The sequence below is a fragment of the Actinomyces timonensis genome, from assembly GCF_040702965.1.
In the GTDB taxonomy this organism is placed as follows: Bacteria; Actinomycetota; Actinomycetes; order Actinomycetales; family Actinomycetaceae; genus Actinomyces; species Actinomyces timonensis_A.
On the sequence record NZ_CP159989.1, the window covers coordinates 1,271,248 to 1,293,438 of the forward strand.

Sequence of the window (22,191 nt, forward strand, 5' to 3'; positions counted from 1 at the left end):
GGCCGAGCGCGGGCATAGCATTCGGGGTCGTGCGTGACTTCGCCGACCGCGTCAAGCGGCTCCTCGTCGGCCGCCCCGTGCCCAGTGGGGCGCTCGGCGAGACCCTCCTGCCCAAGCGGATCGCCTTGCCGGTCTTCGCCGCGGATGCCCTGTCATCCGTCGGATACGCTCCCGACCAGGTGATCGTGGCCCTCGCCCTGGCGGGCGTGGCCGCCACCGCCCTGTCGCCCTGGGTGGCGGTGGCAGTCGTCGGCGTGCTGCTCATCGTGGTGGCCTCCTACCGCCAGACCGTCCACGCCTACCCCTCGGGCGGCGGCGACTACGAGGTCGTCTCCACCAACCTGGGCTCCCACGCCGGCCTCGCCGTGGCCTCCGCGCTGCTGGCCGACTACGCCCTGACCGTCGCCGTGTCGATCTCCTCGGGATCGTCCTACCTGGTGACCGCCGTGCCCGCGGCCGCCCCCTACAAGGCGGAGATCGCCGTCGGCGTGTCCACCATCCTGGCGCTGCTCAACCTACGCGGCACGCGCGAGGCGGGCGGCGCCTTCGCCATCCCCACCTACATCTACATGATCGCCATCGGCGCCCTGGCCGTCACCGGGTTCGTCCAGGAGGCCATGGGGACGCTCGGCAGAGCGGAGTCCTCGGCCTTCGACGTCGTCGCCGGGCCCGGATGGGACTCCGGGCTGACGGGCCTGGCCGGCGCCCTCCTCATCCTGAGGGCCTTCTCCTCCGGCTGCGCGGTCCTGACCGGCGTGGAGGCGATCTCCAACGGCGTGCCCAACTTCCAGCGCCCCAAGTCGAAGAACGCGGCGGCGACGCTGCTCATGCTCGGCGGAATCGCCGCGGCGATGCTCATGTCCATCATCCACCTGGCCGGGGCCACCGGCGTCCACGTGGTGGAGGACCCCGCCACCCAGCTCACCTCCCACGGGATGCCCGTGGGGGAGGGCTACCACCAGGACCCGGTCATCGGACAGCTCGCCGCCACCGTGTTCGCCGGCTTCAGTCCCATGTTCTACCTGGTGACGGCGGTGACGGGCCTCATCCTGGTGCTCGCCGCCAACACCGCCTTCAATGGCTTCCCGGTGCTCGCGAGCGTCCTGGCCGCCGATGGCTTCCTGCCGCGCCAGCTCACCCAGCGCGGAGACCGCCTTGCCTACTCCAACGGGATCATCGCCCTGTGGCTCGGGGCGATCGCCTTCATCGTCGGCTTCGAGGCCGACACCAACCGCCTCATCCAGCTCTACATCGTGGGGGTGTTCATCTCCTTCACCCTGTCCCAGATCGGCATGGTGCGCCATTGGACCCGTGAGCTGGCCACCGCCACCGATGCCCGGCTGCGTTCCCGGATGAGCCGCTCCCGGATCGTCAACGGCATCGGCCTGGGGGCGACAGGGCTCGTGCTCATCGTCGTCCTCATCACCAAGCTCACCCGCGGCGCGTGGATCACGCTGACGATCATGGCGATCATCTTCCTGGTCATGAACCGGATCCACCGCCACTACGACAGGGTCCGCGAGGAGCTGGCCATCACCGATCTGCATGACTCGCGGGTCCTTCCCGCTCACATCCACGCCATCGTGCTGGCCTCCAGCCTGCACAAGCCCACCCTGCGGGCGCTGACGTACGCGCTGTCCACGAACCCGACCTCGATCGAGGCGCTCACCGTGGACATCGGCGATGACCGGGCCAAGCGGCTCCTGGACGACTGGGACGAGGCGGACCTCCAGGTCCCCCTGACCGTCCTCGACTCGCCCTACCGCGATATCACCCGCTCGGTCATCGCCTACGTGCGCTCGGTGCGCCGGGAGTCCCCGCGCGACCTCGTCGTCGTCTTCATCCCCGAGTACCTGGTGCGGCACTGGTGGGAGCAGGTGCTGCACAACCAGATGGCGCTGCGCATCAAGACGGCGATCCTGTTCACCCCCGGGGTGGTGGTGGCCTCGGTGCCGTGGCAGCTGGGGGCTCCGGGGATGCGGCAGACCCGCAAGGAGCGGCGCCTGGCCTCGGCCGCCGGCATCGTCGACGCCGATGAGGCGGTGCGCCGGGGCTCGCGGGCCCGTCGTCGTGGTGCCGGGGCGCCCGTCGTCGCCTCCGGCCCGGGCGCGGGGAGGAGGCCATGAGCGGGCGGGGGCGCGGCGCGGCCCGCCAGGAGCGGGCCCGGGGCACCGCCCATGAGCCTGAGGAGATGATCCTGGTCGTCGGGCCCCCCGCCCACGGCGGGCATTGCGTGGCCCGGCCCCAGGGGGAACCGGGGGGCCGCGTGGTCTTCGTGCGCCACGCGCTGCCCGGGGAGACCGTGCGGGCGCGCGTCACCGCCAGGACCTCCAAGATCTGGCGCGCTGACGCCCTCGAGGCGCTCACCGCCTCCCCGGACCGGGTGGAGCCGGTGTGGCCCGAGGCCGGCCCCGGCGGGGTCGGCGGGGGAGAGCTGTCCCATGTGGCCCTGTCCGCCCAGCGCGCCTGGAAGCGATGGGTCCTGGCCGACTGCCTGCGCCGCATCGGTGGGCCAGAGGCCGCCGAGGCGGTCCTGGCCCTGCCCGCCTCGACGCCTCCCGGCGGCGTGCCCGTGGAGCCCATGCCCTGTGAGGCAGCCGCCGAGGCCGCCGAGGACCCCCGGGCCCGCGTCCTGGCGGGGACCGGCACCCGCACCCGCGTCGAGCTCGCCATCGACGAGAACGGCGCCCCCGGCATGCACGCCTTCCGCTCGGCGACGATCCTGCCCGTGCGCGACCTCCCACTGGCGGTCCCCGCTATCCGGGATCTGGGCCTGACCGCCCGCGGATCCTGGCGCCGGCGCCTGGCCGGGGCGCGGCGTGTCGAGGCCGTCGCCCCCAGCGCGGGCGCTCCCGTCGTCATCGTCGACGGCGCCGTCCTGTCGGCCACCGGTCGCCCCCTGAGCAGGCAGCGGGTGGACGAGTCCGTCGACGCCTCGGGCCTCGGCCTGGGGGAGTTGCGCTACACCGTTCGTGCCGACGCCTTCTGGCAGATCCACCGGGACGCCCCCCGGGTCCTCGTGGAGGCCGTGACCCGCAGCGCCCTGGGCGATGAGGCGGGCGGGGTGGGCGCCACCGGCGCAGGTCGGGCGGGAGGGCCCCGCGTCCTGGAGCTCTACTCCGGCTCGGGCCTGCTCACCCTTCCGCTGGCCCTGTTGGCCGGCGAGGTCATCTCCCTGGAGGGCTCCGAGCGCGCGGTGCGCGACGCCGACCGCAATCTGCGCCCGGCCCCGCCGGCCCGCCTGATGGCGGGCCGGGTGACGGGCGCCTCGGTCGCCGAGCTCGGGCGCTCCTTCGGCCCCGGTGGGGATGGGAGCGCCGACGTCGTCGTCCTCGACCCTCCCCGCCAGGGCGCGGGCAGGGACGTCATCGAGGCGATCGTGGAGGTGGGCCCCGGGCGGGTCGTGCTGGTGGCCTGCGATCCCGCGGCCCTGGCCAGGGACGTGGGCTCCCTCCTGCGCGGCGGCTACCGCCTGGAGGGCCTGCGAGCCCTCGACATGTTCCCCCACACCCACCACTTCGAGACGATCGCGGTGCTCCAGCGCCCCTGAGCCCGGCGCCCGCCGGCGCGGTCCGGCCCGCTGCCGGTTAGGTGCGGAGCGGCTCGCGATATTCGGCGCCCTCCCACCTCCTCCGAGGACGGGCGCACCGCACCGGATCGGCATGTTGACGGGCGATGACGCGCCGTCGGATAGCGTGGGCGCCACACCGGAGGGCCCGCGGCCCGGGCCGCGCCGCCCCCGGTGATCCTCGAGCAACAGGAGCGACGTTGACCAGCATCGACACCTTCGGATCCCGCGCCACCCTCGACGTCGACGGCGCCGCCTACGAGTACTACCGCCTCAGCGCCGTCCCGGGCCTGGAGCGCCTGCCCTACTCCCTCAAGGTGCTGGCGGAGAACCTGCTGCGCACCGAGGACGGCGCCAACGTCACCGTCGAGCATGTGCGGGCCCTGGCCTCGTGGGATCCCAGTGCTGAGCCCGACACGGAGATCCAGTTCACCCCGGCGCGCGTCGTCATGCAGGACTTCACCGGCGTTCCCTGCATCGTGGACCTGGCCACCATGCGCGAGGCCGTCGCCGAGCTCGGAGGGGATCCGGCCGTCATCAACCCGCTCGCCCCCGCGGAGATGGTCATCGACCACTCGGTGCAGATCGACTCCTTCGGCCTGCCGAAGCTCGCTGGAGCGCAACAAGGAGCGGGAGTACGAGCGCAACGCCGAGCGCTACCAGTTCCTGCGCTGGGGCCAGGGGGCCCTCGACAACTTCCGCGTCGTGCCCCCGGGCACGGGCATCGTCCACCAGGTCAACATCGAGTTCCTCGCCCGCACCGTCTTCACCCGCGCCGAGGAGCGCGACGGCGCCCGGGTGACCGTGGCCTACCCGGACACCTGCGTGGGCACGGACTCCCACACCACCATGGTCAACGGCCTGGGCGTGCTCGGCTGGGGCGTGGGAGGCATCGAGGCCGAGGCCGCCATGCTCGGCCAGCCCGTGTCCATGCTCATCCCTCGCGTCGTCGGCTTCAGGCTCACCGGTCAGATCCCCGCCGCGGCCACCGCCACGGACGTGGTCCTCACCATCACCCAGATGCTGCGCGCGCACGGCGTGGTCGGCAAGATCGTGGAGTTCTACGGCGAGGGCGTGGGCGCGGTGCCGCTGGCCAACCGCGCCACCATCGGCAACATGAGCCCGGAGTTCGGCTCCACCGCCGCCATGTTCCCCATCGACGGCGCCACCCTGGACTACCTGCGCCTGACCGGCCGCTCCGAGGAGTCCATCGCCCTGGTGGAGGCCTACGCCAAGGCCCAGGGCATGTGGCACGACCCCTCCCGCGAGCCCGTGTACTCCGAGTACCTCGAGCTCGACCTCGCCACCGTCGTCCCCTCGATCGCCGGCCCCAAGCGCCCCCAGGACCGCATTGAGCTTCTCCCGCGCCAAGGAGGCCTTCCGCGAGGCCCTGCCCGCCTACGCGCCCGAGGACCACAAGCCCACCGACGTGACCCTGGCCGACGGCACGACCACCGAGCTCGACCACGGGCGCGTCGTCATCGCCTCCATCACCTCGTGCACCAACACCTCCAACCCCTCGGTCATGGTGGCCGCGGGCCTGCTGGCGCGCAACGCGGTGGCGCGCGGACTGCGCTCCAAGCCCTGGGTGAAGACCTCCACCGCGCCTGGAAGCCAGGTGGTCACGGACTACTACGCCAAGGCCGGGCTGTGGCCGGCGCTGGACGCGCTGGGGTTCAACGTCGTCGGCTACGGCTGCGCCACCTGCATCGGCAACTCAGGGCCGCTGCCGGCCGAGGTCTCCGCGGCGGTGAGCGAGGCCGACCTGGCGGTCGTCTCGGTGCTGTCGGGCAACCGCAACTTCGAGGGCCGCATCAACCCCGACGTGAAGATGAACTACCTGGCCTCCCCGCCCCTGGTCATCGCCTACGCCCTGGCCGGCACGATGGACTTCGACTTCGCCACCGAGCCGCTGGGCCAGGACCCCGACGGCACGGACGTCTTCCTTGCCGACATCTGGCCGGACCCGGCGCAGGTGCAGGCCACCATCGATGCCACCATCGACCGTCAGATGTACGCCAGCGGCTACGCCGACGTCTTCGCCGGCGACGAGCGCTGGCGCGGCCTGGACACGCCCGAGGGGCAGACCTTCGCCTGGGACGAGGACTCCACCTACGTGCGCAAGGCCCCCTTCTTCGAGGGGCTGACGATGGAGCTGACCCCGGTTGAGGACATCACCGGTGCGCGCGTGCTGGCACTGCTGGGGGACTCGGTGACCACGGACCACATCTCCCCGGCGGGTGCGATCAAGGCGGACTCCCCGGCGGGCCGCTACCTGTCCGAGCGCGGAGTCGAGCGCAAGGACTTCAACTCCTACGGGTCGCGCCGCGGCAACCACGAGGTGATGATCCGCGGGACCTTCGCCAACATCCGCCTGCGCAACCAGCTCCTCGACGGCGTCGAGGGAGGGTACACCCGCAACTTCCTCACCGGCGAGCAGGAGTCGATCTTCGACGCCTCCCAGGCGTACCAGGCCGCCGGCGTGCCGCTGGTGGTTCTGGGCGGCAAGGAGTACGGCTCGGGCTCCTCTCGCGACTGGGCAGCCAAGGGCACGGCGCTGCTGGGTGTCAAGGCCGTCATTGCCGAGTCCTTTGAGCGTATCCACCGTTCCAACCTCATCGGTATGGGTGTGGTTCCCCTGCAGTTCCCCACGGGGCAGTCGGCCGCCTCGTTGGGATTGGATGGCGCGGAGTCCTTCTCGATCACGGGCCTGACCGCCCTCAACGACGGCGTGACGCCGCGGACCGTGGCGGTGCGCGCCGAGCGGGCCGACGGGACCGCGACGGTCTTCGAGGCGGTCGTGCGCATCGACACCCCCGGGGAGGCGGACTACTTCCGCAACGGTGGCATCCTCCAGTACGTCCTGCGCTCGCTCGCCCGCGGCTGAGAAGCCTGCCCGGGGCATCGGCGCGCGGCGGCATCGCCGTCGTCGAGGACCACGGGCGCCGCGGGTGGCAGGATGGTCCGCGTGCTGCACGTCATCTTCTTCGAGCCGCGGATCCCCGGGAACACTGGGGCCGCCATCCGGCTGAGCGCCAACACCGGCGCCATGCTCCACCTCATCGACCCCCTGTTCGACATGGATGACGCCAAGCTGCGCCGCGCCGGCCTGGACTACCACGACCTGGCCCGGACGCGCGTCCACGAGGACCTGGAGTCCTGCCTCGTCCACGTCCCCGGGAGGATCTACGCCTTCACCGCCCAGGCCGAGCGCCTGCACGCCCAGGTGGACTGGCGGGCCGACGACGCCCTCCTCTTCGGGCCCGAGCCGACCGGCCTGCCCGAGGGGGTCATGGCCCACCCCCGCGTGACCGACCGCGTTCGCATCCCCATGGTCGAGGGCAACCGCTCCCTCAACCTCGCCAACTCCGCGGCCATCGGGCTCTACGAGGCCTGGCGGGTCCTCGGCTTCCCCGGCGGGCGCTGATCGGAGAGGGGTACCGCGCGACTCAGGTGAGCTGGGAGGGGCGCACCATGAGGTCCTCCACGGCCGCGCCCTGCGGCATGTCCACGGCGACGCGCACGGCGGAGGCCACCGAGTCCGGCGTCATGTACTCCGCTGGCCGGTACTCCTCCCCGGCTCCGTCCTGAAGGCGCTTCAGCAGCGGGGTGTCCACGCGGCCCGGGTAGATGGTGGTCACCCGCAGGTCCCCGCGCTCCTCCTCCCGCAGGCAGTCGGCCAGGGCGCGCAGCCCGTGCTTGGCCGCGCAGTACAGGGCCTGGCCCGCGAAGGAGCGGTGCCCCGCGCCGGAGTTGATCATGACCACCAGGCCCTTGCGCACCCGCAGGGCCGGCAGCAGCAGCTTGGTCAGATGCGCGACCGCCACCAGGTCCAGGTCGAGCGCCGAGCGCCACTGGGATGGCTCCAGGTCCCCCACGCGGCCCGGAGCCTCCACCCCCGCCGAGTGGACGAGCACATCGAGTCGGGGCAGCCCCAGGCTCGCGACCTCGCGGGCCAGCGCGTCGTCATCGGTCAGATCCACCGCCACGGCGCGCACCCGGGTGCCCGCGTGCTGGCGCAGGGCGACGGCCAGGTCATCGAGGTCCGACCGCGTGCGGGCCATGAGGATGAGGTCATGGTCCCGGGACAGGTCTCGGGCGATCGCCAGGCCGATCCCCGACGTCGCCCCCGTCACCACGGCGATCGGCCGACGCTGGTGGCGCCCGATCGGCGCAGCCGGGAACGCGCCGGTGACCGCTTCCACGAGCTCGCCGCGCGCCGCGTCCCGGCGGCTGCGGCGCGTACCCGCCCCCCGCGAGGGGCTCGCCGCGCCCGCGGGGGAGGACGGGCTGGCCGGAGGCGCGGTGATGGGCGGCCCCGCCGCTCGTCGGCTCATGCCGGCCCCTGGAGGAAGGGCGCGGCGCCGGCCTCGCCGGGGAGCGAGTAGACGGCGGTCAGCGTCGCGCGGGCCAGGGCGTGCTGCGCCATCTGGAAGGCCGCCATGGCCGGCGTCGCCTCATCGTCGAGGCCCAGGGTCTCCACATCCAAGGCGTGCACGGCGAAGACATAGCGGTGCTCGCCGTCGCCCGCCGGGGGACAGGGGCCGAAGTAGGCGTGATCGCCCGAGTCTCCCCGCAGGTGGAAGGCGGCGCCGTCGAGGGCCAGGTCCGAGGCTCCCGCCCCCTGCGGCAAGGAGGACGTGGAGGCGTCGAGGTCCACGATGGTCCAGTGCCACCAGCCCGATGGTGTTGGGGCGTCGGGATCGAAGCAGGACACCGCGAAGGAGGCGGTGCCCTCGGGGAAGCCCGACCACGACAGGGCGGGCGAGACGCTCTCGCCCGCGGCGGCGGTGAAACGGTCCGCGATGCGCGCGCCAGCGGCGATGTCCGTCGACTCCAGGGTGAACGCGGGGACGGCGGGAAGCAGGTCATAAGGGAAAGGGGGGCGCGGGCGTCGCAGGTCGGTCATGGGTGCCTCCGTTCTCGGTCGAGCCTATGGGGCCACTCTAGACGCCGGTCTCCTCCTCCTGAAGACGCCTGACGAGCGGGCTTCATTCCTGTCGCCCCCGCGAGCTACGCTCATGCCGAACTCGAACGAGTGTTCGAATGTGTCGCGGTGAGGAGGAGCCATGGGCGGGGACGAGAGACTCTCGCGCCTCCGGGCCGCCCGGAGAGCCCTGGCCAGCGCCGAGGAGCGCGCCGGCCTGCGCTCAGCGCGCGAGCCCCTCGCCCCACGGGCCCGGGAAGGCCTCATCGGCGATCCCCCTCCCGGCCCCTGGCTCGGCGTGGGCGCCGCCACCAGCGGGGCCGTGGTCCTCACCGGCTCGACCAGCGCCCTCCTCGCCCTCCTCGCCCACCGCCAGGGCGCCCAGGGGTGGTGCGCGGTGGTCGGCGGGGATGACCTCGGCTGGTGCGCCGCCTCCCACCTCGGCCTCGCCCTCGACCGCGTGCTCGCCGTCCCCATCGGCGCGGTGGTCGTCGGGGAGGCCCGCGCGGCGCGGGAGGAGCTCACCCCCGCCAGCATCCTCGCCGTCACCTCCGCCCTGCTCGACGGCGTTGACGCCCTCCTCGTCACCGCTCGCCCCGCCTCGCGCCTCCGCGCCCGGGACCGCGCCACCCTGACGGCCCGCGCCCGGGACCGCGGCGCCCTCATCCTCAGCCCCATCCCCTGGGAGGGCGCTCGCGTCCTGCGCGCCGAGCCCCGCGGCGCCCTCGTCCCCCTGCGCGCTCAGGGCGCGCAGGAGATGCCCGCCGGATACCTCGACGCCCTGTCCTGGCGCCTGAGCGACGACGCCCGCGGCTCCCGCCTCGAGCTGCGCCTGGGAGGCGGCGGGATGGAGCTTGAGGATCTCGCAGGGGCCGGTGGGCGGGGAGCGGCCGCGCCCAAGGGCCTCGGCGCCCCCGCCGCGCCCGGAGCCCCTCCTGCCCGCAGGGGGAGCGCATGAGCCCCTCGCCGCCCCCGACTCCCGCCGTCCCGCGGCTCCTCGCCGTATGGGTCCCCGACTGGCCCGTCGTCGCCCTCACCCTCCAGGGGAGCGATCAGGCCCGGAGCCGCCGGGGATCCGGGGAGCCCCCGCCCGATCCAGCCACCGGGCCCGTCGCCGTCATCGGCGCTCGGGGCGTCGTCGCCGCCTCCCCAGCGGCCAGGGCCGCCGGCGTGGGCATCGGGATGCGCCCGCGCCTGGCCCGATCCCTGTGCCCCGGCCTGGCCGTCATCTTCCCGTGCCCCGAGCGGGAGGCCCGCGCCTTCGAGGGCGTCATGGAGGCCCTGACCACCGTCCTCGCTGACCCCTCGGTCATGCGGCCCGGCCTGGCCCTGTCCGGCGCTCGCGGCCCCGCCGCCTGGGCCGGGGGAGAGGAGCCTCTCGCCGAGGCCGTCGTCGAGGCCGTCGCCCAGGGGACCGGCGTCGAGTGCCAGGTCGGCATCGCCGACTCCCTCCTCGGGGCCGTCCTCGCCGCCCGGCGCGGCATCATCGTCTCCCCCGGCGCCACCGCCGACTTCCTGTCCCCCTGGCCGATGCCCTCCGCCCTGGCCGCCTTGTCCTCCCGCGCGGAGGGGCAGGAGGCCAAGGCCGTCATCGAGACGCTCTCGCGCCTGGGCGTCCACCGCCTGGGGGATCTGGCCCGCCTCCCGCGCCGGGACATCGCCGCGCGATTCGGGCTCACTGGGGAGCTCCTCCACCTCCTGGCCAGCGCCGAGGCGCGCGACGCCCCTCGGGCCCCACGCTCCCGGGCGGGCCTCGGCGTCGAGGAGCGCCTCGATCCGCCCATCGAGCGGGCCGACGCCGCCGCCTTCGTGGCCCGCAGGCTCGCCGAGCGCCTGGCTGCCCGCCTGGCGGGCGCGGGCCTCGGCGCGGGGCGGATCCTCATCGAGGCCGCCTGCGAGGACGGTTCCGAGCTCGCCCGCTCTTGGAGGCTCGACTCCTTCCCCGACCCCTCCTGGACCACGGACCGCGTCCGCTGGCAGATCGAGGGCTGGCTGGCCGGCCGCTCCGGCCGCCCGCCCGCCGCGCCCCTGGCGCTCCTGCGCCTGACCGCTCTCGAGCCCGTCGTCGCCGGCGCCTACCAGGAGGGGCTGTGGGGGTCCCCGGGCGAGCGGGGGCGGCTCCTCGCCCGTAGGGCCGCCGAGCGCGTCGAGTCCCTCCTCGGGACCGGCGGGGTGCTGGCCCCTCGCCTCGTCCCCGGGCGGGACCCGCGCTCCCGCGCCCGCCTCGTCGGCTGGGATGAGCCGCCCGCCGAGCCCTCCTCGGTGGGGCGCCCGGGTGGCTCCGCGCGCGAGGGGCCGCCGCCCTGGGCCGGGATGCTCCCCGAGCCGAGCCCCGCCACCGTCCCCTCCCGCCGCGTGCCCGCGGTCCTCGCCGATGCCGCGGGGGAGGAGGTCGGCGTCGACGCCCAGGGGATCCTCGACGGCGCTCCCGCCACCATCCGCATCGGGGAACCGGGGGGCCCGCGCTCGGAGTGGGACGGGAGCGATGAGGTCCTGGCCTGGGCCGGGCCCTGGGCCATCGACGAGGGCTGGTGGGGGCCCGGCGCCCACCAGCGCGCCTACCTGCAGGTGACCCGCCGCTGCGGCCCTCCCCTGCTCCTGGAGCGCTCCGGGAGGTGGTGGCTCGACGCCGTCTACGACTGACCGTGCGGGCCCGTGACCGGCGGCGACGGGCCTACGCGCGGGTGATGGCGCGGCGCGACCGCCGACGGCTGAGCGCGATGACCACGAGCGCCGTGGCGCAAGCCCATGCGAGTCCCAGGGCCCAGCCCGCCAGGACCTCCGTGAGGCGGTGGTAGCCGAGGTAGACGCGGGAGGCGCCCACGGCGGCCGTGACCACCAGGGCCGCCGCCACGGCGCCCGCCCGCGCTGCCCGCGAAGCCGCTGAGATGAGGACGAATCCCACCAGGAGAGCCATGAGGGCCGCGGTGTTGAGGGAGTGCCCCGAGGGGAAGGCCGCGGTGCGCGGGGGCGGGCCCAGGCGGAGCTCGGCGTCCAGGCGCGGGCGGTTGAAGGCCCCCTTGAGCACGACGGTGAGGATGGCCGCGCCGCTCATGGATGCCACCAGGATGACCGCCTGCGCCCTAAGCCCCCGCAGGGCCAGACCGGAAGCGATCACCGCTGTGAGGAGCGTGAGGCCGATCGTCCCTCCCACATGGGTGAGGGACCAGGCGAGGGTCGTGAGCGCGGGGGCGCGCAACGAGGCCGCCCGCCTGGCCGCCCACAGGTCGACGGCCAGGCTCTGGCCGGGGGCGCCCGTACCGGCGCCCCCGCCGCCGTCGATGGCGAGCGTGGCGAGCGCCGCGACGGCGAAGACGGTGAGTGCCACCGCCATCGTCCAGGCGATGGCCCGGCTGGACGGCAGGGACCGCGACGATGGCACGGGGACTATCGGTGACGAGGATCGCACGAGGTCATCCTAGGGTCGCGCGCCGCGCCGCTACTGCGGGAGCCCGTGGGGCGCCTCCCGTCCCGGCGGGCCGCCCGACGTCGCGCGGGTCGCCGCCGCCCCCGCTACTCCCGGCCCAGGTCCGCCTGCGCGGGGTCCACGGTGGGGGCGTGGCTGACGGCTTGTGCCCCCACCACAGGGCCAGGAACACCGGGATGCCGATGTAGGGCGTGAGGATCTTCCCCAGGGACTCCCCGCTGGTGATCGGCCCGTAGGCCTGCCCGATGATGATGGCGATGCAGGCCAGCAGGGCCACGATGGCGCCCGCGGGGAAGAACCGGGCCCGGTAGGGCAGATCGGTCAGCGGGCGCCCCTGCGCCTTGAGGGCCATGCGGAAGCGCCAGTGGCACCAGGAGATGCCCGCCCAGGTGATGAAGCCCGCCAGGGCGGACAGGGTGAGCAGGAACTCGTAGGCGGCGCCGTCGCCGATGAGGGAGGTGATGAAGCCCGACAGGCCCACGAGGGTCGTGGCCACGAGCGCGTTCATCGGCACCTGGTGGGAGGACAGGCGCGTGAGGAAGCGCGGGGCGTGCCCGCGCTCGGCCAGCGCGAAGAGCATCCGGGTGGAGGAGTACAGGCCGGAGGTGCCCGCGGAGAGCACGGAGGTGAGGATGATCGCGTTGATGACCGAGGCGGCCCCCAGGATGCCCGCCCGCTCGAAGACGAGCGTGAAGGGTGACACCGAGATATTGGACTCCGAGGAGTTGAGGAGGTTGGGGTCGGTGTAGGGGATGAGGAAGCCGATGACGGCGATCGCCCCGATGTAGAACAGCAGGATGCGCCAGAAGATCGTGCGGATGGCGCGGGGGATGGTGCGCTCGGGGTTCTCCGCCTCGCCCGCGGCCGTCCCGATGAGCTCGGTGCCCTGGAAGGAGTAGCCGGCCACGAGGAGGACGAGGAGGATCCCCTCACCGCCCCTCACGAAGGGCGCCTCGCCCGTGGTCCAGTTCGCCGTGCCCGGGCTGGGGCCGCCCAGGATCCCGGCGATCATCGCCGTGCCGAGGATGAGGAAGACGACGACGGCGACCACCTTGATCGAGGCGAAGAGGAACTCGGACTCCCCGTAGGCGCGGGCGCTCAGGGCGTTGATGGTGAACAGGATGATGAGGAAGAGGGCCGACCAGACCAGGGAGGGGACGTCCGGCAGCCAGTACTTCATCACCAGCGCCGCCGCCACGAGCTCGGCGGCCACGGTGATCGCCCAGTTGAACCAGTAGTTCCAGCCGATCGCGAAGCCGAAGGAGCGGGAGACGAAACGCGTCCCGTACTCGCCGAAGGAGCCGGCCACCGGCAGGTAGGCGGCCATCTCGCCCAGGGACTGCATGATGAGCCACACCATGATGCCGACGGCGGCGTAGGCCATGAGCGCGCCGCCGGGGCCCGCTTGGGAGATGGTGGCGCCGGAGGCGACGAACAGGCCGGTGCCGATCGCGCCGCCGATCGAGATCATGGTGAGGTGGCGGCTGAGCAGGCTGCGGCGCAGCTCCTGGGGCTCGTCCTGCTCTCCGTCGGACTCGGCGGCGGCGCCCGAGAACTGGGAATCGGTCATGCTGGATCCTGGATCGAGGTGGCTCGGCGCTCAGGGATGAGTCGCCGACATTGGGAATGCGGGCACAGTAGTCACTCCGCGGGTGAACGACGGGGATTGTCTCACGTGGCCGCCCCAGGGCGCCTGAGCGCCGCCCCGACTCGGGCGCGCTATTCTGTACACCTGTTCGAATCCATTGCTCGGGAGGGGCCGCCCATGCCGTCCGCGCACCGCTACGCCGAGCTCCACGCCCACTCGGCCTACTCCTTCCTCGACGGCGCCAACGAGCCCGCCGAGCTCCACGCCGCGGCCGCCGAGCTCGGCCTGGAGGCCCTGGCCCTGACCGATCACGACGGCATGCCCGGCATCGTCAAGCACGCCCAGGCCGGCCGCTCCCACGGCGTCCCCACCGTCCACGGCGCCGAGCTCACCCTCGATGACGCCTCCCACCTGCCAATCCTCGCCCGAGACCCCCGCGGGTACCGGCGCCTCGCCGCCGCCATCTCCCATCACAACCTCGCCGCCGGGCGGCGTGAGGATCCGGCCCATCGCCTCCAGGATCTCGCCGCGGCCCTGGAGGGTGGGGGGACCCTGGCCCTGACCGGCACCGCCAAAGGCCCCCTGCGCCGGGCCCTGGGGGACCCGCGCCGCCCCGCAGAGTGGAGCCTCGCGGAGGCTGACGCGGCCCTGGGGCGACTCGTCGATCTCCTCGGGCCTGACGGCGTCGCCGTGGAGCTCGCGCTCGACGGGTCGTTCACCGACGCGCCCCTGACCGAGGCCCTGGGCTCCCTGGCCCGCGCCCACCGCCTGCCGCTCGTGGCCACCGGCGCCGTGCGCTGCGCCCGCCCGTCCGATTCCCGCCTGGCCGATGTGCTCATCGCCACCCGCCTGGCCACCGACCTGGACTCCGCGCGCGGCCACCTGCCCGCGGTCGGCCGTCACCTGCGCGGCCCCGATCAGATGGCGCGCCTGCACCGCCATGATCCGGCCGCCGTCGACAGGGCCGCGGACATCGGGGCGGACCTGGCCTTCGACCTCGCCCTCGTCGTCCCCGAGCTGCCCGTCCCACCCGTCCCCGAGGGGCACACCCCGGCCACCTGGCTTCGCGAGATCACCCGGCGCGGCGCCCTGGAGCGCTACGGGTCCCCGAGCGAGGAGCCCGAGGCCTGGAGGGCCCTGGCCCACGAGCTCGACGTGATCGAGTCCCTCGGCTTCCCCGGCTACTTCCTCATCGTGCGCTCCATCGTCGACTTCTGCGCGGGGGCCGGCATCCTGTGCCAGGGGCGCGGCAGCGCCGCCAACTCGGCCGTCTGCTACGCCCTGGGCATCACGGCCGTGGACGCCGTGCGCCACAAGATGCTCTTCGAGCGCTTCCTGTCCCCGGGGCGCAAGGGCTACCCGGATATCGACCTGGATATCGAGGCCTGCCGCCGCGAGGAGGTCATTCAGCACGTCTACTCCCGCTACGGGCGCGAGCACGCCGCGCAGGTCGCCAACGTCATCTCCTACCGGCCGCGCTCGGCCGTGCGCGACGCCGCCCGGGCCCTGGGGCACCCCAGTGGGCTCCAGGACCGGTGGGCGGGGCTCGTGGACCGCTGGTCCACCACGCGCGCGGACCTGGCCGAGGGCGCTCCGGGCAGTGGGGGAGGCGCGGGAAACGGCGCCCCGGGAGGCGGCGACGGCATTCCCGACCAAGTCCTCGACGTCGCCGAGTCCCTCCTGCGCCTGCCGCGCCACCTGGGCATCCATGCCGGCGGCATGGTCCTGGCCGACCGCCCCATCACCGAGGTCTGCCCCGTGCGCTGGGCCGCCACGGAGGGGCGCACCGTCCTGCAGTGGGACAAGGACGACTGCGCCGACGCCGGGCTGGTCAAGCTCGACCTGCTCGGCCTGGGGATGCTCACCGCGCTGCGCCTGGCCTTCACCAGCCTGGGCGCCCGTGGGGAGACCGTGCCCGAGCTCGCGCCCGGGGGAGAGCTGCGCGCGGCGAAGGTCGGTCGCCCCTGGGACCTGCACACCCTGCCCGAGGAGGACCCCGCGGTCTACCGGCTCCTGCGGGCCGCGGACACCGTGGGCGTCTTCCAGGTCGAGTCGCGCGCTCAGATGGCCACCCTGCCGAGGCTGCGCCCCGAGACCTTCTACGACATCGTCGTCGAGGTCGCCCTCATCCGCCCCGGCCCCATCCAGGGCAACGCCGTGAGCCCCTACATCCGGCGCCGGCTCGGCCGCGAGCCCGTCACCTACCTCCACGACTCCCTCAAGCCCGCCCTGGCCAAGACCCTGGGCGTGCCCCTGTTCCAGGAGCAGCTCATGCGGATCGCCATCGACGCCGCAGGCTTCACCCCCGCCGAGGCCGACGCCCTGCGCCAGGCCATGGGTGCCAAGCGCTCGGCCGAGCGCATGGAGGCGCTGCGCGCCCGGCTCGTGGACGGAATGACGCGGCGCGGGGTGAGCCAGGCCGACGCCGAATCCGTCTTCGCCCAGCTCAGGGGCTTCGCGGACTTCGGATTCCCCGAGTCCCACGCCTTCTCCTTCGCCTATCTCGTCTACGCCTCCGCCTGGCTCAAGACCCGCCGGCCCGAGGACTTCTACGCCGGTATCCTGGGCGCCCAGCCCATGGGATTCTGGTCGCCCTCCACGCTCGTGGCCGACGCCCGCCGCCACGGGGTGCGCGTCCTGCCCGCCGACGTCAACGCCTCGGCGGTTGAGGCCGGGGTGGAGCAGCGCCCCGCGGCGCCAGGCCCCGACTGGGAGCCCCTCGCGCCCTCCCCGCGCGCCCTGGCGCCCATTGACGCCCACCCGGACCTGGCCGTGCGCCTCGGCCTGGGCCGCGTCAAGGGCCTGGGCGGAGCCGCTGAGCGGATCGTCGCCGAGCGCGCCGAGAACGGGCCCTTCGCGGACCTGGCGGACCTGGCCCGCCGCGTGCGGCTGACGACCGCGAGGCTGGAGTCCCTGGCCGCCGCCGGGGCGCTGCGCTCACTCGGAGCGGATCGGCGCGAGGCCCTCTGGGCGGCGGGGGCGGTCACCGGGGAGATGGGGCGGCGCCGCGCCTCCTCCCCGGGCGAGGCCTGGTCCCAGCCGCCGCTGCCGGGCACCGCCGTCGGCGCGAGCGCGCCGGAGCTCACTCCGATGACCCCCGCGGAGGAGGCCGTCGCCGATATCCGGCTCACCGGGGTGGCCTCGTCGCGCTCCCCGATGGCTCTCGCGCGCCCCGCGCTGGCGGCCGACGGCATCCTCACGATCGCCGAGGTGGCGGGCCGGGCGGGCCAGCGGGTGCGGGTGGCCGGGGTCGTCACCCACCGGCAGCGCCCCCACACGGCGTCGGGGATGGTCTTCCTCAACCTGGAGGATGAGACCGGCTTGCTCAACGTCGTGTGCTCCGCGGGCATGTGGCGCCGCTACCGGGGCATCGGCCGGCGGGCCAGCGCTCTCGTGGCGCGCGGGACGGTGGAGGCCGGCGACGGCGTGGTGGCGCTCATCGGCGAGCGCCTGGAGGCCCTGGGCGGGATCGTGGCGCCGTCGAGCCGCGACTGGGCCTGATCCCGGGCCTGGTCCGCGGGGCACGAGGGCGATCGGGATGGGCGAGGTCGGAGGACCGGGTGCCCTCAGGGCCTCGTGCGGATCTCGGAGTAGGCGGGCAGCTCCCCGATGACCGGCGCGTCCTTGACGTGGAGCTCGGAGTAGACCGACCAGGCGACGCTGATGAGGGGGACGGCGATGACCGCGCCGAGCAGGCCCGCGGAGTACGTGCCCACCGCCACGCCGATGATGACGACCACCGGGTGCAGCGAGACCTGCTTGCCCATGATGAGGGGCTGGAGGATGTGCCCCTCGATCTGGCCGATGCCCGCCACGCCGAGGCACACGATGATCATCGTCAGGAAGCCCTTGGAGGCCAGAGCCACGATCATGGCCACGGCCATGGCCACCGGCGCGCCGAGCAGCGGGATGAAGGCGCCGATGAACACGAGCACGCCCAGAGGGGCGGCCAGGGGGATCCCGATGAGCTGCAGGAAGATCCCCGCCATGATGCCGTCGGTGGCGGCCACGAGCACAGTGCCCCGGGCGTAGCCGGCGAAGGTGTACCAGCCCGCGCCGGCCGCGCGGTGGACGGGCTCGCGCAGATGGGCGGGCAGCTCGTTGAGGAACCAGCGCCACATGCGGCCCCCGGAGGCCAGGAAGAAGATCGTGCAGAACAGGGCCAGGGCGAGCACGGCGAAGACGTCGACGACGGCGCCCGCGTTGGCCAGGGCCTCGGAGACGAGGGTCGGCGCATTGGTGCGCAGGTAATCCTGGCCCTTGATGACGAGGCCGTGCACCTGGGCGAAGATCTGGTCCTCGGTCAGGTGCAGGGGCAGGGGGCCGTGCTCGAGGAAGTTGACGATCGTGTCGATACCGGTGTTGAACTGGTCGGCGAGGCTGCTCCACTGGTCCGTCACCGAGGTGATGACGTAGAACATGAGGCCGGCGACGACGCCGACGGCCACCCCGAGCGCGAGGAAGGTCGCCGCGTAGCGGGGCATGACCCGGGCGAAGAAGGCGACGAGGGGCTGCAGGAGGGTGGTGAACACGAGGGCGATGAACAGCCCGACGACCACCGGGACGAGTTTGAAGGTCGCGAAGAAGACGAGGCTGATGATGATGAGGAGCCCCAGCCCCAGCCAGGCGGCGATCCCGCCGCGCACGAGCCAATGGGGCAGGGCGTCCAGGATGCTGGGCCTCGAGGCCACGACGACGGTGGGCGGGGCCGCCGGATCCGCGGCAGCGGCCTCCACCGCCTCCCGGGTCCCCTCCGCCTGCGCGGCCCCGCCAGCCGGCGCGCGCCCGCGATCGGCGAGATCGTGGGGCTCCTCGGTCATCGGGGCCGTGGCGCCCGCCGCGCCGGGGGCGGCGGTGGCGCCAGGGGCGCCCGGGGCGTCGTCGGGTGTGTCTGGCGTGCCGTGGGGCGCCGGGTTTCGGGGACTCGTCATGATCCTTGCGTCTCGCTCTCGCTGACGGGGCCCGACCAGCCTACTAGCGTGGGGCCATGAGTCCCTCGCGCCGTGCCGGTTCCCGCCCGCCCTTCCGCCTGCCGCGCGCCGCGGCCCTGACCCCGGGCAGGGGCGGCCAGCCCCGCCTGCTCATCGACGCGCCCTCGGGGGCCGCCGAGGTCTACCTCCACGGAGCGCACCTGACCTCCTGGATCCCCCGGGGCGGCGGTGAGGTCCTGTTCACCTCCCGCAAGGCCGTCTTCGACGGGGAGACCGCCATCCGGGGCGGCGTTCCCCTGTGCCTTCCCTGGTTCGCCTCCGGGCCCGACGGCGCGCGGAGGCCCTCTCACGGATGGGCCCGGACCAGGGAGTGGGAGCTGCGCTGCGTCGAGAGCCGGCCCGACGGCGCCGTGCGCGTCCTCATGGCCCTGGACCATGATGGGCTGAGCCTCCTCTACGAGATCAGCGTGGGGGAGGAGCTGGGGCTGTCCCTGTCGATCGGCAACCGGGGGGCGGCTCCCCGGGGCGTGGAGGCGGCGCTGCACACCTACCTGCGGGTCGGCGACGTGACCGCCGCGCGGATCATCGGGTTGGAGGGGAGCGAGTACGCGGACAAGCTGGCCGGGGGCGCCACCTCGGTGCAGGTCGGCCCGCTGGGCGTGCGCGGCCCCGTGGACAGGGTCTACGAGTCCGGCGCCCCGACGACGGTCCTCGACCCTGCGCTCGGCCGCCGCGTGCGGGTCTCGCCCGCGGGGGCGGCTCAGACCGTCGTCTGGAACCCGTGGAGCAGCGGCGCTGCCGCGCTGGCGGACATGGCCGAGGAGGAGTTCCCGACGATGGTGTGCGTCGAGACCGCCCGGCTGGGCCGTTCCGCGGCTGTCCTCGGGGCGGGGGAGACCATGGCCATGGGGGCCGCGATCGCCGTCGAGCGCCTGTGAGGAGGGGGACGCGCCCAGGGGCCGTGGTGCTGTGAGGTGAAGCACCACGGGGTGATTTGCGCGCGAGCGCTCCTCCTGGGTAACTTTCTCTGCGTTGCCGGCGCGGGAGGCCCGGGCGGGCGGCGCAGTTGAATAGGTCCGAGTGGCGGAATTGGTAGACGCGCTAGCTTGAGGTGCTAGTGCCTTATTAAACGGGCGTGGGGGTTCAAGTCCCCCCTCGGACACGGCAAGGGCGGGCCCCAGGAGTGATCCTGGGGCCCGCCCTCATCGCTCCCGGCCGGGGCTCAGGCCCACTTCGGTCGGAACAGCTCCGGCCTCGATGACGACAGCAGCAGGACGAGCAGCCAGATCGGCCCGACAAGCGGCACGAAGCCGATGAACCACCATCCGCCGGACTTGCCGACGTCGTGGAGGCGGCGGACCTGGACCGCGACCAAGGGGATGAGGAGCGCCAAGTTGAAGATCACCTCGGCGATCAGGCAGGGGATCGCGATGGCGATCGCCCAATCGGCTACGTCGGGCTCGCCGTAGGCCGTCTTGGCGGGGATCTCGCCGGCGCCGAGCGAGACGCCGGCGATCATCAGCAGGCCGCCGGAGACCAGGAGGTGGAACAGCCAGGGCCACAGCAGCTCCGAGACCGAGGCGGTGCCCCGGAACTGGGCGTAGCGGCGGAAGAAGCGGCGCAGGGCCTCGCCGAAGGAGGCCCCGGGGAGGGCGGCGAGCTCGGGGGGAGCACGGCCATCTGGAGCGCCCCATGGGCGGGGGCGCCCATGGGGCCGCCGGGCTGGGGGGTGAGAACCTGAGGAGGCTGGCTGCTCTCATGGGGGACGGACAAGATGACTCCTGTGGGTGAACGACAAGACCTTCCGGCCTGCGATGATGATGGCTCATCGTCAGAACCGCCGCTCATCGTAACGGACTTGTATCGTCCTGCCGTGCCCCCGATCCGCGCATCGTTGGGCGGTCGCCCCCGTGCCGTGCTCCGCGCTCGCAGGACTGGCCTACCTCGGCGCGGGCTCCGCGGGGAGCTGGCTCATACTCGCCGTCTGCGGCGCGCTTGGGCCAGCGGATGGCCGCCTCGGGGGCGCCGATCGCCTGGCATCTGGGCGGCGTCGCGCTCATCCTCGCCGCGGGTGGCGCGCTCGTGGCCCTGGGCATGGGCGCCGGAATCGTCATGGGAAGGATCGGGGGGATCCTCGTGGGCATGGTCCTGGCCGGGGCTGGTTGCGCCGTCCCCGTCGCCTTCGCCGCCGCCGACGACATCCCGGGCCTGGCGCCCGGCGCGGGCCTGACGATCGTCAGCTGGCTCGCCCGGGTCATCATGATGGCGGTCCCGCCGGTCGTCGGGATGCTCGCCGACGCGCACGGCACCTGGGTGGCCCTGGGGTAGGGGATCCTCGGCGGAGTCATCATGATCGCCTCCTGGCCGGCGCTCCACGGCTCCCGCCCCGCCCAGGGGCGGCAGGCCGCCTGAGGGCGCCCACGGGCGGCCTGATTAGGATCGGGGCATGCAGCCCTTCGAGATCACCGTCCCAGCCGAGGCGGGCCGCCCGGGCCTCCTCCTGTCCGCGCCCACGATGGACGACGCCGAGCGGGTCCACGAGATCTGCCAGGACCCCGAGATCCACCGCTGGACGCCCGTTCCCTCGCCCTACTCGCTCGACGACGCGAGGCAGTACCTCACCGGCGTCGTCGCCCCCGGCTGGGAGACCGGGCGCGAGCTCACCTGGGCCATCCGCGAGCGGCGCGGCGCGGGTGGGGAGGGCGCGGACGGGAGGCCCGTGGGGATGATCGGGCTGCGCGTCGACTCGTCCGGCAGGGGCGACCTCCGCTTCTGGGTGGCGCCCGAGGCCCGCGGCAGGGGAGTGGCCACCCGGGCGGCGGGCGCCGTCGTCGATGCCGCCCTCGATCCCGGTGCCCTGGCCCTTCCCGCCGTGTCCTGGAGCTGCTGGATCGACGACGGTGTGCCCAACTGGCCGTCGTGGAGGATCGCCTGGTCGCTCGGCTTCACCCGCGAGGGGCTTCGACGCGCGGCCCGCGTCCGCGACGGGCGCCGCCTCGACGAGTGGACGGCCACGCTCCTGGCCGGGGAGCCACGGCGCCCCGTGGCCCCCTGGGACGGACCGGCGGCGCCCGCTCAGGCCCCGCTCGTCGCGCACGACGGCGTCGGCGAGCGCGAGGGCGATGACCCCGAGGCGCTCGTGCGGCGGTTCCACCACGTCTACGGGCTGCCCATCCGCGACGATGGGCCGAGCCTGGACCGCGAGAGCCTGGACATGCGGATGAGCCTCATCGCCGAGGAGTTCGCCGAGCTGACCGGTGCCGTTTACGGCCGAGCCGCCAGGGCGGAGATCGAGGCCGCCTGCGCCCGGGCGCGTGCGGCCGACGACGGCTCCCGGGACCTCGTCGAGACGGCGGACGCGCTGGCGGACCTCGTCTACGTCATCTATGGGATGGCCCTGGAGACCGGCATCGACCTTGCCGCGGTGCTGGCCGAGGTGCAGCGCTCCAATATGTCCAAGCTGGGCGAGGACGGGCGCCCGATCTACCGCGAGGACGGCAAGGTCCTCAAGGGCCCGGGTTACTTCCCGCCGGATGTGGCCCGAGTGCTGCGAGAGCAGCGCGGGGCCGCCGTGCGGGCCGATCGGGCCTGAGGCCGGGGCTCAGGCTCCCGCGCCCCAATGATGAGGCCGTCAACCGCTCGGCCCGGGCGCGCCGGGAGGCGTCCCCGGCGTGCGGCGGCGCCCACGGCCCGGCGCGCCGGTGAGGGCCCGGGACTCGCCGTGCGGGGGCGGCCGGTCTTGGGAAGCGC

General features: G+C 73.9%; 15 protein-coding genes, 1 tRNA gene and 1 pseudogene. 11 read left to right on the forward strand and 6 right to left on the reverse strand.

Translation table 11 applies throughout. From position 1 onward, the window contains the following. Nucleotides 1–29: 29 nt before the first annotated feature. From ABXS69_RS05570 to ABXS69_RS05585, 4 genes and pseudogenes are all read left to right on the forward strand, one after another. Nucleotides 30–2,126 carry an APC family permease gene (locus ABXS69_RS05570; RefSeq protein ID WP_366179792.1) on the forward strand — a complete coding sequence of 699 codons (2,097 nt, stop codon included), beginning with the start codon at nt 30–32 and terminating at the stop codon, nt 2,124–2,126. Further along, nucleotides 2,123–3,550, forward strand: coding sequence for a TRAM domain-containing protein (locus ABXS69_RS05575; RefSeq protein WP_366179793.1), 1,428 nt, complete (start codon nt 2,123–2,125; stop codon nt 3,548–3,550). The genes ABXS69_RS05570 and ABXS69_RS05575 overlap by 4 nt, the downstream gene beginning before the upstream one ends. Nucleotides 3,551–3,768: 218 nt before the next feature. After that, a pseudogene (gene acnA, locus ABXS69_RS05580) lies at nt 3,769–6,455 on the forward strand (aconitate hydratase AcnA). An 81-nt stretch (nt 6,456–6,536) separates the two neighbouring features. After that, the gene (locus ABXS69_RS05585) at nt 6,537–6,995 is read left to right on the forward strand and encodes a tRNA (cytidine(34)-2'-O)-methyltransferase (RefSeq protein ID WP_366179794.1); all 459 of its coding nucleotides are present in this window, start codon (nt 6,537–6,539) and stop codon (nt 6,993–6,995) included. 22 nt (nt 6,996–7,017) lie between these two features. Here ABXS69_RS05585 and ABXS69_RS05590 read toward each other — a convergent pair whose 3' ends face one another. Continuing rightward, entirely contained in the window at nt 7,018–7,905 is an 888-nt protein-coding gene (locus ABXS69_RS05590) for an SDR family oxidoreductase (protein ID WP_366179795.1), read from the reverse strand. Then, nucleotides 7,902–8,477 carry a YbhB/YbcL family Raf kinase inhibitor-like protein gene (locus ABXS69_RS05595; RefSeq protein ID WP_366179796.1) on the reverse strand — a complete coding sequence of 192 codons (576 nt, stop codon included), beginning with the start codon at nt 8,475–8,477 and terminating at the stop codon, nt 7,902–7,904. The genes ABXS69_RS05590 and ABXS69_RS05595 overlap by 4 nt, the downstream gene beginning before the upstream one ends. Before the next feature lie 160 nt (nt 8,478–8,637). Here ABXS69_RS05595 and ABXS69_RS05600 point away from each other — a divergent pair, with 160 nt between their 5' ends. Together ABXS69_RS05600 and ABXS69_RS05605 are read left to right on the forward strand one after the other, a co-directional pair. Next, entirely contained in the window at nt 8,638–9,453 is an 816-nt protein-coding gene (locus ABXS69_RS05600; protein WP_366179797.1) for a hypothetical protein, read from the forward strand. Then, nucleotides 9,450–11,138, forward strand: a complete 1,689-nt coding sequence (locus ABXS69_RS05605; RefSeq protein WP_366179798.1) for a DNA polymerase Y family protein — start codon at nt 9,450–9,452, stop codon at nt 11,136–11,138. Before ABXS69_RS05600 ends, ABXS69_RS05605 begins: the two co-directional genes overlap by 4 nt. Nucleotides 11,139–11,169: 31 nt before the next feature. Here the strand turns inward: ABXS69_RS05605 and ABXS69_RS05610 are convergent, their stop codons facing one another. Then, a complete protein-coding gene (locus ABXS69_RS05610; RefSeq protein ID WP_366179799.1) occupies nt 11,170–11,904 on the reverse strand; it encodes a phosphatase PAP2 family protein in 735 nt (244 codons plus the stop codon). 4 nt (nt 11,905–11,908) lie between these two features. Beyond that, on the reverse strand, nt 11,909–13,492 hold the full coding sequence (locus tag ABXS69_RS05615; RefSeq protein ID WP_366179800.1) for an amino acid permease: 1,584 nt from the start codon (nt 13,490–13,492) through the stop codon (nt 11,909–11,911). A gap of 195 nt (nt 13,493–13,687) precedes the next feature. Here ABXS69_RS05615 and ABXS69_RS05620 point away from each other — a divergent pair, with 195 nt between their 5' ends. Beyond that, a complete protein-coding gene (locus ABXS69_RS05620; protein WP_366179801.1) occupies nt 13,688–17,011 on the forward strand; it encodes an error-prone DNA polymerase in 3,324 nt (1,107 codons plus the stop codon). Between the two features lie 65 nt (nt 17,012–17,076). On the opposite strand, the gene ABXS69_RS05625 is transcribed toward ABXS69_RS05620, so the two are convergent. Next, the gene (locus ABXS69_RS05625) at nt 17,077–18,441 is read right to left on the reverse strand and encodes an AI-2E family transporter (protein ID WP_366179802.1); all 1,365 of its coding nucleotides are present in this window, start codon (nt 18,439–18,441) and stop codon (nt 17,077–17,079) included. A 56-nt stretch (nt 18,442–18,497) separates the two neighbouring features. Between ABXS69_RS05625 and ABXS69_RS05630 the strand changes: the two genes are divergently transcribed. Together ABXS69_RS05630 and ABXS69_RS05635 are read left to right on the forward strand one after the other, a co-directional pair. Further along, on the forward strand, nt 18,498–19,379 hold the full coding sequence (locus ABXS69_RS05630) for a D-hexose-6-phosphate mutarotase (RefSeq protein ID WP_366179803.1): 882 nt from the start codon (nt 18,498–18,500) through the stop codon (nt 19,377–19,379). Between the two features lie 136 nt (nt 19,380–19,515). After that, nucleotides 19,516–19,603 (forward strand) — tRNA-Leu (locus tag ABXS69_RS05635). A 60-nt stretch (nt 19,604–19,663) separates the two neighbouring features. Here the strand turns inward: ABXS69_RS05635 and ABXS69_RS05640 are convergent. Next, complete coding sequence (locus tag ABXS69_RS05640; RefSeq protein ID WP_366181542.1) at nt 19,664–20,065, reverse strand: DUF805 domain-containing protein; 402 nt, start codon at nt 20,063–20,065, stop codon at nt 19,664–19,666. 383 nt (nt 20,066–20,448) lie between these two features. On the opposite strand from ABXS69_RS05640, the gene ABXS69_RS05645 reads away from it, so the two are divergent. Both ABXS69_RS05645 and ABXS69_RS05650 read left to right on the forward strand, forming a co-directional pair. Continuing rightward, complete coding sequence (locus ABXS69_RS05645) at nt 20,449–20,769, forward strand: hypothetical protein (RefSeq protein ID WP_366179804.1); 321 nt, start codon at nt 20,449–20,451, stop codon at nt 20,767–20,769. A gap of 118 nt (nt 20,770–20,887) precedes the next feature. Beyond that, nucleotides 20,888–22,033, forward strand: a complete 1,146-nt coding sequence (locus ABXS69_RS05650) for a GNAT family N-acetyltransferase (RefSeq protein ID WP_366179805.1) — start codon at nt 20,888–20,890, stop codon at nt 22,031–22,033. The last annotated feature ends 158 nt before the right edge of the window (nt 22,034–22,191 follow it).